The sequence below is a fragment of the Chroococcus sp. FPU101 genome (assembly GCF_017312365.1).
In the GTDB taxonomy this organism is placed as follows: domain Bacteria; phylum Cyanobacteriota; class Cyanobacteriia; order Cyanobacteriales; family Microcystaceae; genus Chroococcus.
Window position 1 is genome coordinate 45,218 of record NZ_BLJI01000027.1, and the last position, 16,136, is coordinate 61,353.

Sequence of the window (16,136 nt, forward strand, 5' to 3'; positions counted from 1 at the left end):
ATGAGTTCTAATTCCTCTGTGCAATCGTTCTGGATGACTTTGCGAAATTCTTTAATGCTAAATTCCATTTTTTACGAAAATATCCAGAATACACCCAAAAATCGCCTGATTGCACTTGTTATTGTCGGAATGGCCACTTTATCTCATATGTTAGGTAGTGGTGTTATTTTGCTCATTAATCGGGCAAGCTTTCCCGTTTTGGTGTTAGCCCTATTTCTAGATGGACTGAGTGTGATTGTTGGCTATTATTGTTGGACATTTATCGTATTTAAGTTCGGACAATGGTTAAAGCAAAATTACCCCGCGTACCAAGAGTTACTGAGTCCGATTGGGGTTGCTTATGCTCCTCAAGTGTTAAATTTCTTAACGTTAATTCCATTACTGGGGCGAGGGATTGAATTGATTTTGTCAGTATGGAGTTTATTAGCTGTTATTGTGGCAGTCCGTCAGGGTTTAGATCTTCAGACACGATGGGCTACACTGATTTGTTTAGTAGGGTGGATACCGATTCAGTTTGTGATTAGTTTAATACAGCTTTTAGAACAAGAACTGATAGTCTAAGAAGCACCTACACCTAATTCTTTTTCTTAAATAGACGCAGAAATAATAAAAAAAGAATGAGTGTTACCCCATCCTTTAATTAAATTGATTTAAAGATTAGTAATCAAAGTCACCACCGCCACCTCCAGGAGCAGCAGGCTTATCTTTTTCAGGTTTATCAACGACAATACATTCTGTAGTTAGAACCATACCCGCGATCGATGCTGCGTTTTGAAGGGCAGAACGGGTCACTTTAGCAGGGTCAACGATCCCCGCCTCAAACATATCAGCAAACTCGTTGTTAGCGGCATTGTAGCCCACGTTAAACGGCTTTTCTTTAACCCGTTCAGCAATTACGGCACCGTTTTGACCTGCGTTTTCAGCAATCCGTTTTAGAGGTGCAGGTAAAGCACGAGCCACAATTAGCGCACCGGTTAACTCTTCATTAGACAAGTTGTTGTTTGCCCATTCTTCGAGTTGGGGTGCTAAATGAGCGAGAGTTGTACCACCACCAGGGACGATCCCTTCTTCTACGGCCGCTTTAGTAGCATTAATCGCGTCTTCTAAACGAAGCTTGCGATCTTTCATTTCGGTTTCGGTAGCCGCCCCTACTTTGATGACAGCAACACCACCAGCGAGTTTTGCAAGACGTTCTTGTAATTTTTCTTTGTCGTAAGAAGATTCAGTCTCTTCGATCTGACGACGAATTTGCTCACAACGCGCTTTAACACCAGCTTCGTTTCCTTCAGCAACAATGGTGGTATTGTCTTTAGTGATGTTGATACGACGTGCTTTACCGAGCATATCAGCTTTAGCGGCTTCGAGTTTGAGACCCGCATCTTCGCTGATGACTTCACCACCTGTGAGAACTGCAATATCTTGTAACATTGCTTTACGACGATCACCAAAACCAGGAGCTTTGATCGCAGCAACATTGAGGACACCGCGTAAACGGTTAACCACTAAGGTTGCTAGGGCTTCTTTTTCGATGTCTTCAGCAATAATAACTAAAGGTTTGCCTTGACGAGCAACTTGTTCAAGGATCGGTACTAAATCTTGTACGAGAGCGATTTTTTTGTCAGTGATTAAGATGTAGGGATCTTCTAGAACTGCTTCCATCCGTTCGGGATCGGTGACAAAATAAGGAGAGATATAGCCTTTATCGAAGCGCATCCCTTCGGTAATTTCGAGTTCGGTGGTCATTGATTTCCCTTCTTCGAGAGAAATTACGCCTTCTTTACCGACTTTATCCATTGCCGACGCGATCATTTGTCCGACTTCATCGTCGTTACCAGCAGAAATCGTACCGACTTGAGCGATCGCACGAGAATCATCGATGGGTTTAGCGTGTTCAGCAATTTTCTCAACGAGAAATTCAGTAGCGCGGTCAATTCCTTTTTTCAGGGCAATGGGGTTAGCACCTGCCGCGACGTTGCGTAAACCTTCTTTAACGACCGCGTGAGCGAGAACGGTTGCGGTAGTGGTTCCGTCACCTGCGACATCGTTAGTTTTAGAAGCAGCTTGACGAATCAGAGCGACACCTGTGTTTTCTACATGATCTTCGAGTTCAATTTCTTTAGCGATCGTAATACCATCGTTAATGATTTGAGGTGCGCCGAATTTTTTTTCGAGAACGACGTTACGACCTTTAGGCCCTAGAGTAACCGCTACGGACTCAGCGAGAATGTCCATACCTCTTTCGAGGGCGCGACGAGCTTCGTCATTATAAATGATCAGTTTAGCCATAGATATACCTTTGCGTGTTTGGATTAAGTGAATAAGAGTAATGATTAGACAACAACTGCTAAGATGTCTTTCTCAGAGAGCAATACATATTCGTCGCCACCGAGTTTGATATCGGTTCCTGCGTATTTAGAATAAAGAACTCTGTCGCCCACTTTGACTTCAGCAGGGGAACGAGTTCCGTCCTCGTTGCGTTTGCCTGGCCCGACTGAGACAACTTCACCGACTTGAGGTTTTTCTTTTGCTGTATCGGGAAGAAGAATACCACCTGCTGTTTTTTCTTCAGATGGGCTAACTTTGATAAATACACGTTCGCCCAACGGTTTAACGGTGGAGACGTTGATGCTAATAGCTGCCATGAAAAATCCTCCTGATGACTATAACTTTGGGATGAGGCTCTATAGTCTAGGTTAGCACTCTCACCCTCCGAGTGCTAATTTATCGAATTAAATGTGATCAATGCAATTACTGGCTAAGTACGGGTTACCGAACTCAAAAATTAGGGTGTAGTAGAGATGATCTAGAGCAATTGAAGCAAAAATTGAATAGAGCCAATCGTTTTTGTGATAATCATCAATAGGATCGATTTTGTTTTTCTGTACTCCCACTCGCCATCGAAACAGCAGACTAACGATATACTAATCATTAAGATTTTGATCAAAATCTTCACAAAAAACTAACCGACTATTCAATAAACTGCTTGGATCGATCAACATGAACCAAGGTATAGATTTACAAGAAACCTTCATTCAATCTTTGCTTGATTTAGGACTTTCGCCAGGACTGGCTAAAGCCATTTGGATGCCCCTACCCATGTTTTCGATGATTATTGTGGCAACCGTTGGCGTTTTGGTCGTAGTTTGGTTAGAGCGAAAAATCTCAGCCGCCGCCCAACAACGAATCGGGCCAGAATTTGCAGGGCCTTTAGGTGTCTTACAACCTGTTGCTGATGGGATGAAATTAGTTTTTAAAGAAGATATTATCCCCGCCAAAGCCGATTCTTTGTTATTCACACTCGGGCCAATTATAGTAGTCCTTCCTGTGTTTGTTTCCTATCTAGTGGTGCCGTTTGGACAAAATCTAGTCATTACTAATGTTAATGTTGGGATTTTTCTCTGGATTGCTTTATCGAGTATTGCCCCGATTGGTTTATTAATGTCGGGTTATGCCTCTAATAATAAATATTCCCTCTTAGGAGGTCTTAGAGCCGCCGCCCAATCAATTAGTTATGAGATTCCCTTGGCGTTATCAGTTTTAGCTGTCGTCATGATGTCCAATAGTCTGAGTACCATTGATATTGTTGAACAGCAGTCAGGATTTGGGATCTTAGGGTGGAATATCTGGAGACAGCCTATAGGTTTGATCATTTTTTGGATTGCAGCTTTAGCAGAATGTGAACGCTTACCCTTCGATTTACCCGAAGCAGAAGAAGAACTCGTTGCAGGCTATCAGACTGAATATTCGGGCATGAAATTCGGTTTATTCTATGTGGGTTCTTATGTTAACTTAGTTCTTTCGGCTTTAGTTTTTGCTGTTCTATATTTAGGTGGTTGGGAATCACCCATCCCTCTAGAAAGAGTCGCGGGTTTAATTGGAGTTAATGAAACGAATTCTTGGCTACAAATTATTCAAGCGGCAGTCGGAATTACGATGACGGTTCTCAAAGCCTATTTTCTGATTTTCTTAGCCATTTTATTACGTTGGACAGTTCCCCGCGTTCGGATTGACCAACTGCTAGACTTAGGTTGGAAGTTTCTTTTACCCGTTTCTCTGGTGAACTTATTATTAACGGCCGCCCTAAAATTAGCGTTTCCCTTCGCTTTTGGTGGTTAGTTGCTTGTTTTCCCTAGTCTTATCACATCACGATTATGTTTAACATCCTCAAACAAGTTAGCGATTACGCTAAAGGTAGCATCCAAGCTGCTAAATATATTGGTCAAGGTTTATCGGTGACTTTTGATCATATGCGTCGTCGTCCCGTGACCGTACAATATCCTTATGAAAAGCTGATTCCCTCAGAACGTTTTCGAGGTAGAATTCACTTTGAGTTTGATAAATGTATTTCTTGTGAAGTCTGTGTACGGGTCTGTCCAATTAATTTACCTGTAGTGGATTGGACATTTAACAAAGCGATTAAAAAGAAAGAACTGAAACACTATAGTATCGATTTTGGAGTTTGTATTTTCTGTGGCAATTGTGTGGAATATTGTCCGACGAATTGTCTTTCGATGACAGAAGAATATGAACTTTCAACTTATGATCGCCATGAACTCAACTTCGATAATGTAGCTTTAGGACGCTTGCCCTACAAAGTGACTCAAGACCCGATGGTAACGCCTTTACGGGAGTTAGTTTATTTACCTAAAGGGGTGACCAGTCCTCATGATCTCCCCGCAGGTAGCCAACGTGCTGGCCTGCCTAATCAAAAGACAGAATCTGTTGCAACAACCAATGAATAAGTTTATGGGGTGGGTCGTCCCCACCTGATCCAAGATTAAGAGGAGAATTACACCAAGTGAATTTAGCAGAAGGCGTTCAGATCGTATCCTTTGGTATCCTAGCAGCGTTGGTCATTGCTACCGCTTTAGGCGTTGTTTTACTGTCTAATATTGTTTATTCTGCCTTTTTGTTAGGAGGCGTTTTTATCAGTATTTCAGGGATTTATCTCCTATTAAATGCTGATTTTATCTCGGCTGTACAAATTCTCGTTTATGTGGGCGCAATTAACGTATTAATTCTGTTCGCCATTATGTTAGTTAATAAGCGAGAAGATTTTTCAGTTATTCCTAAACGTTGGATTCGTAAAGCGGCGACAGGTGTAGTTTGTGTCGGTTTATTTTTGCTGTTGGCAACGATGATTTTGATTACACCTTGGTCATTGTCGGCTACTTCCCCTGCGGTGATTGATAATACTTTAATCGAACTGGGTAAGCATTTCTTTAGTGATTTTCTTTTACCCTTTGAGTTAGCCTCTGTCTTACTTTTAATGGCGATGGTTGGTGCAATTATTCTCGCCCGTCGGGATCTCATTCCAGATGTTCAGTTTGAAGATCCAAGCGTAACCGCTTTAACTTTACCAGAACGTCCCCGCGAGTTAAGCTCAGTTGGAACTGAATCATCTAAACTAAAATAAAAACGATGGAAATTAAACTCGAATATTGTCTACTTTTGGCGGCTGCTTTATTTTGTATTGGTGTTTATGGCTTAGTGACGAGTCGTAATGCGGTACGAGTCTTAATGTCAATCGAATTATTACTAAATGCCGTCAATATCAATTTAATATCCTTTTCCAATTTTCTCGATCCAGGTGCGATTAAAGGACAAGTTTTTGCTTTATTTGTGATTGCGATCGCGGCTTCTGAGGCTGCCGTTGGACTAGCGATTATTTTAGCGATTTATCGAAATCGTGAAACAACTGATATGGAACAGTTTAATTTACTCAAGTGGTAATTATTCAATTATTTCAAGGTATAGCGTCAGGGATTTTTTCTCTGACTTTTTTTATACAATTTAACCCACTGTCATAAAAACGAAACTAGGAACAAATTATGTAAGTTAATGTTCTTAAGTTTAATCAGCTTTTAAACCACTAAATGACAAAGTTAATATTCATAGTAATACAATTTTTAAAGTTTAACAGTTTAAGTAAAACAAACTAAATTCTATCTTTGATTTGGAAAATCTGAATAAAGCCATTTAAAATAAACAAAGGCTAGTGATGTAGTGAGGTGTGACTAAATATATGAAAAATGCTGTAGCTGTAGTGGCTTTGCTACTTTCTGTGGGTGGTATTTTTGTTTCTTTAGCAAGGGAAGAAATGAGATGCTATCTGGGTTTAGCAAATGACTGTGGTGTTCAAGAAAGAACCACTTCACCCCAACCGAACACCGAAGCAGCAAAAGAACCTGAACAAGAATCTGTATCCTCTCCCTCCCGAGTTGAGAGAACTAGGGATACTCACGACACACACAGCGAAAAAGTACCTCGTCGAACACAAAGCGAGAACCCATCTGAAACACCTCAGACAGAAGTCAAAGCGATTGATAAAACAACAGAACCATCTGAAAAACCAATAGGGAAAGAAACCGCACAAAAATCACTAGTTGAACCCTTTAAGATTCAACCAATTGAAGTAATTCCACCTCCTGAAGTTCAAAGCGAAAGCCAACCAATTGAAGTAATTCCACCCCCCGAAGATCAACCTCAATAATTTAGGGATTAATAGTAAAGTTCTCTTTAAAACTCTGACGAGTCATCGGTTGATCGAGCATTAATCCATCACCCTCCCCTAAAACTTCTAGGGGTTGTCCTTCTACACTAATCCAAACTTTGGCATTTGGATCTAAACTTGTGGCAGTATATAAAACTTGTGCAAGTCGTCCAATCATGACATCAGATCCGCCACCTTGAGTAAAGGATTGAGATAGATCAAGATGAATTCCTGTTTTATCTTCTTTAATCCCTAGTAGTTTTGTACCATTTGGAATAGTCGTCGTGTGAGTGGCATCAATTGGCCCTGCTAAAAGTAGTTTAAAAGCTTGTTTGAGAGTGTTACTTTTGTTTTCTGTTTTCTGTACGGACACTGGCAGGGGATTAAACCCTACATCTCCTTGAGAGCCATTAAACCAATACACTTGTATCGTTTCTGTTTCGGCTTTGGGTTGGGGTTTGGCGGGAATGGGTTTAGTTGTTTCTTCGGGTGTCGTAGCAACAGGAGGGTTAATCTTCTCAGGAGACGGCGATACAGTGGGTTTTGTAGGAGATTGAGTAGATTTCATCTGTTGAACGGCAAACCATGTTAAACCGCCACCCGTTGCTAATAAAGCTAAAGCAACTCCGAAAATAAATCCAAAAGGAAAACGGTTATTACCTCTTTCCTGCATTTGTGCCTCCTAAAATTAAGATGGGGGATTCAATCACCTGAACTATTGACAAGTGTGAGTGTCTTTACTGTTCCCTAGTGTGCGGTTCTATGCGAACAAACGCGGCTAAGTCTAATTGATTGTTCTCTCCTTTTAATTGTAGAACTCTGGCCGTAATTCCGTTTCTTTCTAAAGACTGTAAATCAAGCTGTTCGCTAAGTCTTTCGGCAAAACCATTTAAAAGACGAGATGATAGCTTTCTTCCATTTAAAGATCCAGCAGGTTGTGAGAGTTGAATCTGTCTACCGCGAATGACATTAACACTCACTTCTAATATTAACTCAAGTGTTTGGGCAGGTTCATCGGCTGTACTCGCTTGCTGAAGTTGTGCAGAGAAACGATATCGGTTATTGTCTTGAAGATCGAAATTAGCGTTTAAAAGTTCAAAAGTCGGAATCGGAAAATCAGAACGCTTCGGTAAGAGTTGTTTTAATAATTTTTGCAATTGTGCTTTAATTTCAGGAGATTGTAAAGCTTGATTGAGATCCGCCTCTTTGAGAACAATTCTGACAGCAACTTGGGCAGGTTCTCGTAACGAGCGCAAAATTTGACTATTTCCTTTTCCTTGTAATTTTGCTAGATCAATATTTATACGATCGCTTTCTAATTCTAAGGTATCAATTCGCAGATTAGTAAGCGGATAAACGCCACGACTTGCTAAACGAACTCGAGCTACTTTTCCTTGAATCACTTGATGACTGGGAACATTATCGATGCGTACTGATAGTTGTTCAACATCTTTTACTTGACGACGTAGATTATCTTGAACAACTTTTTCCAAAATTACTCCAGTAGGCGTTAGAATTCCGAGAAGACTGGCAATAATAACTGTTAACCATTCCATATTTATTCATTAAAAATTTACTTTATGTTTTCATTTTAGAAGCAAACAGCCATTGATTTTTAAAACCTTTTAAAAGTAACATTTTTGACATTCGGCTCACACTCGCCATCATTAACCATAATGATTTTAATTCACCTGGGGTTGCTTTAACTTTCCATCTTCCAGCTTGACAGAAAAGTAATTCTATTAATTTTCTTTCTTGTTGTAAAGTTAAATATTGAAATTCTACACTGATTTTCCAAGAATTCTCAAACGCTTGAGTCTGAGTCACTTTTCCTGATAGTTTTAAGTTTTCGTCTATGAGATTAATTAAAATTCTTTCTTGACGAGGAAGCTCATTAATGATAATTTCTAACCCAGCTTCTGATATTGTTTTAGTTATACCATATAAAGTTTTTTCACCTTGTTTAATTTCAACTGAATAATTTAACGAAAACCATTCATTATGATCAGGTTTAGGGAGGTCGAGTAAGGCAAATAAAGCGATAGTAATAGAAATTAAATTTTGAACACTCCAAAATAAACCTAACTGCCCATCAATCGATATTTGGCTAATCTTTTTTAAATATATTCCCGTACTAATTAAAGTTGCCAGCCATAAAACAATTAATGGTAAAGCCAGTTGCCAATTATAAATATATCGACTCCGTGATATTCCTTTTGGTGTAACTTTAAATCCTTTTTGAAAAGGTTGAAACATAACTTGGAAAATAGTAATCACGATAGGAATACCAGAAATCAAAGCAGCAACATCCGAAACAACAACTGTTCTAGAACGAAAATTTAACCAATGATAAACACTAAAATTAACTAGATAATAAGGAAGAAAAATATAAATAGCTTCTAGATAAGTTGCTTGAACTGGAATAATATTCGTAAAAGCATATAAAATAGGCATGAGAAAAAAAACAAGCCGAGCAATTACAGAGAACCAAGATAATAATCCTTCTAAATGTCCTAACCTTTGCCGAAGATTTAAACCAGAAATAGTTAAAGGATTAGAATTAATAAAAAAGGCTTGTAATGTTCCTCTACCCCAACGTAATCTCTGTGATACATGAGCCGAAATACTTTCTGCTGCTAAACCTGCACTTAATTTTTCATTAAGATAAACGAGTTCATAACCTCTAGATGATAAACGAATTCCAGTAAAATAATCTTCACTAATTGATTCGGTTGTAAAGTAGCCTACTTCTCTTAAAGCACTGCGTCTTACAACAAAAGAAGTTCCCGCACAGACAACACTTTTAGCCCCATCTTTGAGTAATTGTACGTGACGATAAAACAGTTCTTCTTCTGGAATAAACCATTGATCTAAACCTAAGTTTCTTGAAATTGGATCAGGATTATAAAAACTTTGTGGGGTTTGAACGAGTGCTATTTTAGAATTTTGAAAAAAACCTATGGTTCTTTGCAAAAAGTTTTTAGTCGGAATGAAATCAGCATCAAAAATTGCAATTAGCTCACTTTCAGTTTGATGAATAGCATGATTTAAGTTACCCGCTTTTGCATAATAATTATCTGGACGAGTCATATAATTGCATTTTAATTCTTTGGCTAATTGCTTAATTTCAGGTCTTTTTGTATCATCTAATAAATAGATTTTTTTATTTTGATAATCTATTGCCTGACAGCCAATAATTGTCCTTTTTAGAATAAAAGCAGGTTCATTATAAGTTGGAATTAAGATATCAACTGATGGTAAATATTGTCCTTGAATAACGGCTTGGCTGTATTGTTCGGCTTCGTGACGACGCTCTTTAATATTCAGCATTAAATAAAACTGAAGAAAGCCCGCGGATAAGACCATTAATTCAATTAAGAAAAGCCCTATACTAAAAATACCATTAAGCGGTGTTGATAAATTTAATGTTGATAAAATACGCCACAAGAAATAACGAATGCTAAGAACAACTAATATAATAACAATAATATTTCTAGACCAAGTTTGGGGACGAGGAGAAACTTTAATAATAATTTGAGTGATATAAATGACAATAATTGTAGGTAAAAACAGATAAAAGAGATGAGAAACAGCAGGAACAGTTACCCAAGAAGGCGAATTTTCCTGTAAATATTCTAAATGTCTAAAGAAATTTGTTATCTTTGGTTCTCCGCTTAACCAGGCGAATGAAAGCGCAATAAAAAAGCCAATTCCTCCAAAAAAAACTAAAGTTGCTAAATGAATCGGAAAAAAAGTAGTTAGAGGAGATAGTACAGGATTTTTTTGTATAAACCTCGTAATGGGTTTTAGGCTTTGCATAAACAAGATATTAGTGTTCTCTGCGAATAGCGATAATAGTGATCATAATGGAGGAAAGAGGAACAACAAGGGTAGATATGCCAATTAATACTTATTTATTTTAGACTTCTAAACAAAATAAGTGAGTCTTTTAGAAAAAATGAGAAAATAGTTGTTTGAAAGATTATCTTAAGATCAGTTTGAAAATAGATTTTTCTTTACTAAAACTAATAATAATGAATTTGTCAACTGAGATTTTTAATACTGCGATCGCATTGGGCAGTAATTTAGGAGACTCTTATACCACTCTCGAAAAAGCACTCTTTACACTGGATCGAACACCAGGTATCAAGCTAATATCGCGTTCTCACTGGTATCAAACATCTCCTGTTGGCCCTCCTCAAAGCGACTATCTCAATGGTTGTGCTATTTTACAAGTACACCTATCACCTCAACTGTTGTTGAAGAAACTTTTAGACATTGAACAACAATTTGGTAGGGTTCGTATTCAACGATGGGGGGCTAGAACATTAGATCTAGACCTTTTGCTCTACGATAACGTAATTCTCGAAACACCTGCTTTACAAATTCCTCACCCGCGTTTAAAAGAGCGAGCATTTGTATTAGTTCCACTTGCGGAAATTGCGAAAAATTGGATCGAACCCGTTAGTGGAAAAGCGATCGCAGAACTCCTAAAAGAGGTAGACTGTTCTGGTGTAAAACTTTATTAAAAGTGCTTGATTAATTTATGACATTTGGTCACGAACCCGCAGAATTCATTCAGCAACGTCTTTATTACAAAGGCCGTGTTTTTTCCTTTGAAGTCAATAAACTCCGTCTACCCAAAGGTACTACAGGGGAATGGGAGTGTGTTCGACATCCAGGGGGGGCATTAGCAGTTCCGATTACAGAAGATGGTAAATTAGTCTTAGTTAGACAGTATCGTTTTAGTGTTCAAGGACGCTTACTGGAATTTCCCGCAGGTACGATCGAAATTGGAGAAGATCCATTTAACACCATTCAACGAGAAATAGAAGAAGAAACCGGATATCGCGCCCATCGTTGGCAAACATTAGGAAAATTTCCCCTCGCCCCAGGTTATTCTGATGAGTATATCTATGCTTTTTTAGCCCAAGATCTCGAAAAGCTCGAAATACCGCCCGAACAAGATATTGATGAAGATATGGAAGTAGTTTTGATGAGTTTTGATGAATTTGAAGCTGCGATCTCATCAGGGGAACCTATTGACGGCAAAACCATTGCTAGTTATTTTATGGCGCGTCTGTATCTAAATCAATCTTAGCTGAATTCGTTTGTAGAAAAGCCTCAAATGTAGCGCGACTGGGTAATGAGGGTTGCGCCCCCTGTTTACTGACTGCTAACGCCCCTGCTGCTGCCCCCCAGATAAGCGACTCTTGTAATGATAAACCTTCATGAAATGCGGCTGCCATTGCCCCGTTAAAGGCATCTCCCGCCGCGACTGTATCTACTGGAGTTATTTTGAAAGCAGGTACCATAAAGTGTTCGGTTCTTGTTGCACAAAAAACACCTTTTGCCCCTAATTTTAGTACTGCAGTACTGGCTCCACGGTCTAGTAAAATTTTTGCTGCTTTAAGACACGTTTCTTGATCATTAACTGGAAAACCAACGAGACGACTTGCTTCTGTTTCGTTGGGTGTAATGAAATCGACTAGATGATACAGTTCATCTGGTAAACTATCTGGGGCAGGAGCAGGATCAAGTATAACTCTAACACCTGCTTCTTTAGCGGCTTTAGCGGCAGCGATATTCACATCTATCGGCATCTCTAATTGTAATAATAATGCAGTCGCTTTTGGCAAGAGGGATTTTAGGCGATCAATATCCGTTTCATCGACACAACCATTCGCACCCGATACAACAATAATCGTATTATCTGCATTCTCATCTACTGCAATAATAGCCACTCCAGAACCAGTATTTGGAGTCACGGTTACAAAGTCGATATTGACATTCGCTTCAGTCAGACTGTTTAATAAGGTTTGACCAAAATCATCATCACCCACCCGTCCAATCAAATAAGTAGGAATACCTAATTTTGCGGCGGCTACGGCTTGATTTGCCCCTTTGCCACCAGAAACGGTAAAAAAGCTTGTGCCGAGTACGGTTTCACCTGTATGGGGTAAGCGCGTCGTTTGGGCAACTAAATCTATATTAATACTGCCAAAAACAATTAGACTCATGATTTTTCGACAAAATATATATTGTAGGGGTTTGGTCACCAAACCTATAAAGATGTATTGTAGGGGCTTGGAAACCAAATCTATGTAAATGAAAATGGTGTTAGATGACTCCATCCAAAGTCAAAATTATTCTTGATACAGATCCAGGTGGTGATGATGCGTTTGCTTTGTTGTGGTTACTGAGTCTAGTAAAACAAAGATATGCTGAATTAGTGGCAGTGACTACCGTTGATGGTAATGTTCATGCTAAATATACTTTTACTGGTGCCAGTAAACTCCTAGAACTAGCAGGTTTTGATCACATAGAAGTCGCCAAGGGAATTATCGGAGGTTCAGCACATGGGATTGAAGATGCGGGATTACTGCATGGTATCGATGGTATGGGTAATCTAACGCATACACTTCCTGAATGTACAAATTCTTACTTTACCGCCCGTTTTGCTGATGAAGTTTTGATCGAGAAATTAAACGCATCACCAGGAGAAATTACAATAATAGCGATCGCACCTCTGACTAATTTAGCGGCAGCCGAGAAGAAATCACCCGGTATCCTGAAAAAAGCAAAAGACATTATTATTATGGGTGGTGCATTTCTCACTTCTGGAAACCTAACACCAGAAGGAGAATTTAATATCGCTTACGATGTCGAAGCAGCTAACATCGTTTTCTCTTGTCGAGAGGATCTAGTTGTTTTGCCGTTGGATATCACCAGAAAACTGATTTTCACAAACTATATTGCACAAAACATTAAAAAAGTCAATCCTGAAAGTGCGATCGCTCAGTTGATTGTTTCGCTGGCTGAGTTTATGTGTCAGACTTCTCAATCTTTTCGGGAAACCAGTGGACTGGAGGGATTTTTGGTACATGATGCGGTCACTCTAGCATACTTATTTTATCCCGAAACCTTATTATTTCGTCGCGCTAAGGTAAGAATCGAAACTAAAGGAGAATGGACAACAGGAAAAACAGTTTTTGATCATCGCCATAAAACGAAAATTGGGGCGAATGCCTGGGTAGCGATGGAGGTTGATGCAGTTAATGTTCTTGCTGCCATGAGTGAAGATCTAAAAATCTTAATTCGCTAAACTAAAGTTTGATGACAGCTTGATTATCAATTAATTCAGGTACACCGTTTTGATTCACGGCACCAAATTTCTTAAAGTATTCTTGTACTGGTTTGGGAAAATCAGGGAACTCAAATAAATGATCGCCTGCTGCGATATTCGCCCAAAAATTCCGTAATTTCGGAGCGAGGTTTTCTGCCTCAGCAACGGGTAAATTAAGCGGAGATGAGGTTAAAAGACGCATCATAAAGGGAAAAGAACGATCGCCTAACCAATTTCTTGAGATTTCGGGTAAATTCTCCCATTCTGGTAACTGTTCGATCCAATGTGATGTGATATTTAAAGTTTGATGTCCTCGCTCATTTTGCTGAAACTCAATAATACGATAGGGATGAGGATAACTGACTAGAGAACCTGTCGTAATTTCATAAATGTCTTGATGTGAAGCAATATCCTGTACGTGGAGATGTCCCGTAAAAATTAATTTAACCCCATATTGCTCGAATAATTCCAACAAACTAGCCGCATTTTCTAACATATAACGTCGTCCTAGTTCATGAGTACTTTGTCCAGGTAAATGTTCAATCACATTATGATGAATCATCACGAGAATAACTTTACCTTGCAGAGTTGGCAGTAAATTTTTGAGCCAAACTAACTGTTTTTCGTCTAATATACCGATTTGCTTTCCTTGGTCATTAAATTGATTAGAATTTAAACCAATCAGTTGAACGCTTGGGAAAACTTCACAAGTATAATAAATTTGTTCTGGATTGGTGTAACCTTGTTTTTGATAGAACGAGGGAAACTCAGAAAAAGCGATCGCACTCTCAGTTGCATCAAGACTCGGTACATCATGATTACCTGGTATAACGTACGCAGGAAACGGTAAAGTAGATAATTGTTGTCCTAACCATCGATGATTTTCGGGTTCTCCATCTTGGGTTAAATCACCTGGAATGAGCAAAAAATCGAGATCTAATTCTTTGAGATGATTAAAAACTACTTCTAAAGCAGGAACACTCACTTCTACTAGGTGAAAACGATTAGGATGAGTCCAAATGGTTTCAGGAATAGCCACATGAGGATCACTAATCACCGCAAAACGAAAGTTTAGCACAAGAGTCTCACTATTTTAATTAAAACGTTTTTAGTATAAGTATCGGAGGGAGCAACCTTGACAAGAGTTCGTGTTCGTCAACACGTTAATCCACTCAGTGATCAATATCGTAACCCAGTCACCCCCCCAGATTGGAGTCAAATTTATTCTGAGATCACCCAACCCCTACATCTAGATATCGGTTGCGCTAGAGGTAAATTTTTATTAAAAATGGCGACTTTGTATCCTGATATCAATTTTTTAGGGACAGAAATTAGAGAACCTTTAGTTACTGAAGCGAATCATCATCGAGATAATTTAGGATTAAGCAATCTACATTTTATTTTTTGTAATATTAATCATTCATTTGAGCCAATTCTTCAATCATTGCCCCAAGGGGTTCTACAATGGGTAACAATCCAATTTCCAGATCCTTGGTTCAAACAACGTCACAGCAAAAGACGAGTCGTACAATGCGAATTAGTCGAAGCAATTGCACGATACCTAAAAAATGAGGGTGTAGTGTTTTTACAATCCGATGTCGAATTTGTTCAAAACGAAATGGTAAAGCATTTCCAGAATAACTCCCATTTTACCCAAGAACCGTTAGAAACAAACCCCTTTCCTGTTCCCACTGAACGAGAAATTGCCACTCATAATAAAAAACAACCTGTATATCGAACGCTCTTTAAAAAATCTTAACCTCTAGGATGATACAGAGGAAAATAAATAAATTCAGCTAAAAATAACCTTATTACTTCTGCGTGAGTTAGTCGCTTCTGATGTCTCAACCACGATTGATCTCATTGTAAGAATTGAATCACCCAACCTCAAGAAACTCTGAAACTTCACATGACCGATCGCATTAGCAAAATAGAAGCTCTAATTGCTAATATTAAAACTAAACCCCAAAGAATAAAAGTAATCAGTAGATACTGAGCTAAAAAAGGTTCAGATTTAACCTTTTGAGTCAATTTAAATGGCAAAAACGTCCAGACTTGCTCACTCTCATCGAGCTTTTGAGCAGGTATTTTCAGTTTAGTCATTTCAGAATCATCTGTGTCATGAATCAGTAAGAGGGAGATATTTTTGAGTCTTTGCATGAGACGAAAGTGAGAACCTACACCCAATTCTTGCTGAACGATTTCCAGATTGGAGGAGAGGGCTACAGAAGATAATTGAATGCACACAGCTATAATTAATATAAGCCGAACGAGCCAAAGCCATACTGGTCTGTACGAAGTGGTTTTCTGGCTCATTAAAATCCATTGCATCAGTAGGCAAACTAAAGGAACTAACAACAGATGAATCGAAGTCAAATGATACCTTGCCCCCCACGCTGAATTTCCCCCCCAATGGTAGGTATTCCAACTGTATATGAATAAATAGATAACAAAATCTAAAATTGTGACAATCATATACCACTTAATATAAGGTAATAAACTGTTGAGCGTCTAAAT

General features: G+C 38.8%; 18 protein-coding genes. 10 read left to right on the plus strand and 8 right to left on the minus strand.

What is annotated here, in order from left to right; all coding sequences use genetic code 11:
* Positions 1-561 carry a hypothetical protein gene (locus CFPU101_RS18740; RefSeq protein WP_206816854.1) on the plus strand — a complete coding sequence of 187 codons (561 nt, stop codon included), beginning with the start codon at positions 1-3 and terminating at the stop codon, positions 559-561.
* A 96-nt stretch (positions 562-657) separates the two neighbouring features.
* Here the strand turns inward: CFPU101_RS18740 and groL are convergent, their stop codons facing one another.
* Both groL and groES read right to left on the minus strand, forming a co-directional pair.
* Positions 658-2,286, minus strand: a complete 1,629-nt coding sequence (gene groL / locus CFPU101_RS18745; protein WP_206816855.1) for a chaperonin GroEL — start codon at positions 2,284-2,286, stop codon at positions 658-660.
* A gap of 44 nt (positions 2,287-2,330) precedes the next feature.
* Positions 2,331-2,642 (minus strand): co-chaperone GroES, encoded by a 312-nt coding sequence (gene groES, locus CFPU101_RS18750; protein WP_206816856.1) that lies wholly within the window; start codon positions 2,640-2,642, stop codon positions 2,331-2,333.
* 355 nt (positions 2,643-2,997) lie between these two features.
* Here groES and nuoH point away from each other — a divergent pair, with 355 nt between their 5' ends.
* From nuoH to CFPU101_RS18775, 5 genes are all read left to right on the plus strand, one after another.
* Positions 2,998-4,116: an NADH-quinone oxidoreductase subunit NuoH gene (nuoH, locus tag CFPU101_RS18755; RefSeq protein ID WP_206816857.1), complete on the plus strand. Its 1,119-nt coding sequence runs from the start codon at positions 2,998-3,000 to the stop codon at positions 4,114-4,116.
* 35 nt (positions 4,117-4,151) lie between these two features.
* Positions 4,152-4,742 (plus strand): NAD(P)H-quinone oxidoreductase subunit I, encoded by a 591-nt coding sequence (ndhI, locus tag CFPU101_RS18760; RefSeq protein WP_206816858.1) that lies wholly within the window; start codon positions 4,152-4,154, stop codon positions 4,740-4,742.
* Positions 4,743-4,798: 56 nt separating this feature from the next.
* Positions 4,799-5,416, plus strand: a complete 618-nt coding sequence (locus CFPU101_RS18765; RefSeq protein ID WP_206816859.1) for an NADH-quinone oxidoreductase subunit J — start codon at positions 4,799-4,801, stop codon at positions 5,414-5,416.
* An 11-nt stretch (positions 5,417-5,427) separates the two neighbouring features.
* On the plus strand, positions 5,428-5,733 hold the full coding sequence (nuoK, locus tag CFPU101_RS18770) for an NADH-quinone oxidoreductase subunit NuoK (protein WP_206816872.1): 306 nt from the start codon (positions 5,428-5,430) through the stop codon (positions 5,731-5,733).
* Between the two features lie 292 nt (positions 5,734-6,025).
* Positions 6,026-6,493: a hypothetical protein gene (locus CFPU101_RS18775; RefSeq protein WP_206816860.1), complete on the plus strand. Its 468-nt coding sequence runs from the start codon at positions 6,026-6,028 to the stop codon at positions 6,491-6,493.
* 1 nt (position 6,494) lies between these two features.
* Here the strand turns inward: CFPU101_RS18775 and CFPU101_RS18780 are convergent, their stop codons facing one another.
* The 3 genes from CFPU101_RS18780 to CFPU101_RS18790 form a co-directional block, all read right to left on the minus strand.
* Complete coding sequence (locus CFPU101_RS18780) at positions 6,495-7,166, minus strand: GerMN domain-containing protein (RefSeq protein WP_206816861.1); 672 nt, start codon at positions 7,164-7,166, stop codon at positions 6,495-6,497.
* Between the two features lie 64 nt (positions 7,167-7,230).
* Positions 7,231-8,049 (minus strand): DUF2993 domain-containing protein, encoded by an 819-nt coding sequence (locus CFPU101_RS18785; protein WP_206816862.1) that lies wholly within the window; start codon positions 8,047-8,049, stop codon positions 7,231-7,233.
* Between the two features lie 22 nt (positions 8,050-8,071).
* The gene (locus CFPU101_RS18790) at positions 8,072-10,312 is read right to left on the minus strand and encodes a glycosyltransferase (RefSeq protein ID WP_206816863.1); all 2,241 of its coding nucleotides are present in this window, start codon (positions 10,310-10,312) and stop codon (positions 8,072-8,074) included.
* Positions 10,313-10,527: 215 nt separating this feature from the next.
* Between CFPU101_RS18790 and folK the strand changes: the two genes are divergently transcribed.
* Together folK and CFPU101_RS18800 are read left to right on the plus strand one after the other, a co-directional pair.
* The gene (gene folK, locus CFPU101_RS18795) at positions 10,528-11,022 is read left to right on the plus strand and encodes a 2-amino-4-hydroxy-6-hydroxymethyldihydropteridine diphosphokinase (protein ID WP_374191976.1); all 495 of its coding nucleotides are present in this window, start codon (positions 10,528-10,530) and stop codon (positions 11,020-11,022) included.
* 17 nt (positions 11,023-11,039) lie between these two features.
* Positions 11,040-11,594, plus strand: coding sequence for an NUDIX hydrolase (locus CFPU101_RS18800; protein WP_206816864.1), 555 nt, complete (start codon positions 11,040-11,042; stop codon positions 11,592-11,594).
* Here the strand turns inward: CFPU101_RS18800 and rbsK are convergent.
* Entirely contained in the window at positions 11,563-12,513 is a 951-nt protein-coding gene (gene rbsK / locus CFPU101_RS18805; protein ID WP_206816865.1) for a ribokinase, read from the minus strand. The genes CFPU101_RS18800 and rbsK overlap by 32 nt on opposite strands.
* 104 nt (positions 12,514-12,617) lie before the next feature.
* On the opposite strand from rbsK, the gene CFPU101_RS18810 reads away from it, so the two are divergent.
* Positions 12,618-13,598 (plus strand): nucleoside hydrolase, encoded by a 981-nt coding sequence (locus CFPU101_RS18810; RefSeq protein WP_206816866.1) that lies wholly within the window; start codon positions 12,618-12,620, stop codon positions 13,596-13,598.
* Between the two features lies 1 nt (position 13,599).
* Here CFPU101_RS18810 and CFPU101_RS18815 read toward each other — a convergent pair whose 3' ends face one another.
* A complete protein-coding gene (locus CFPU101_RS18815) occupies positions 13,600-14,697 on the minus strand; it encodes a metallophosphoesterase (protein ID WP_206816867.1) in 1,098 nt (365 codons plus the stop codon).
* 57 nt (positions 14,698-14,754) lie between these two features.
* Between CFPU101_RS18815 and trmB the strand changes: the two genes are divergently transcribed.
* On the plus strand, positions 14,755-15,378 hold the full coding sequence (gene trmB, locus CFPU101_RS18820; RefSeq protein ID WP_206816868.1) for a tRNA (guanosine(46)-N7)-methyltransferase TrmB: 624 nt from the start codon (positions 14,755-14,757) through the stop codon (positions 15,376-15,378).
* A gap of 146 nt (positions 15,379-15,524) precedes the next feature.
* Here trmB and CFPU101_RS18825 read toward each other — a convergent pair whose 3' ends face one another.
* Complete coding sequence (locus CFPU101_RS18825; RefSeq protein ID WP_206816869.1) at positions 15,525-15,866, minus strand: hypothetical protein; 342 nt, start codon at positions 15,864-15,866, stop codon at positions 15,525-15,527.
* Between the last annotated feature and the right edge of the window lie 270 nt (positions 15,867-16,136).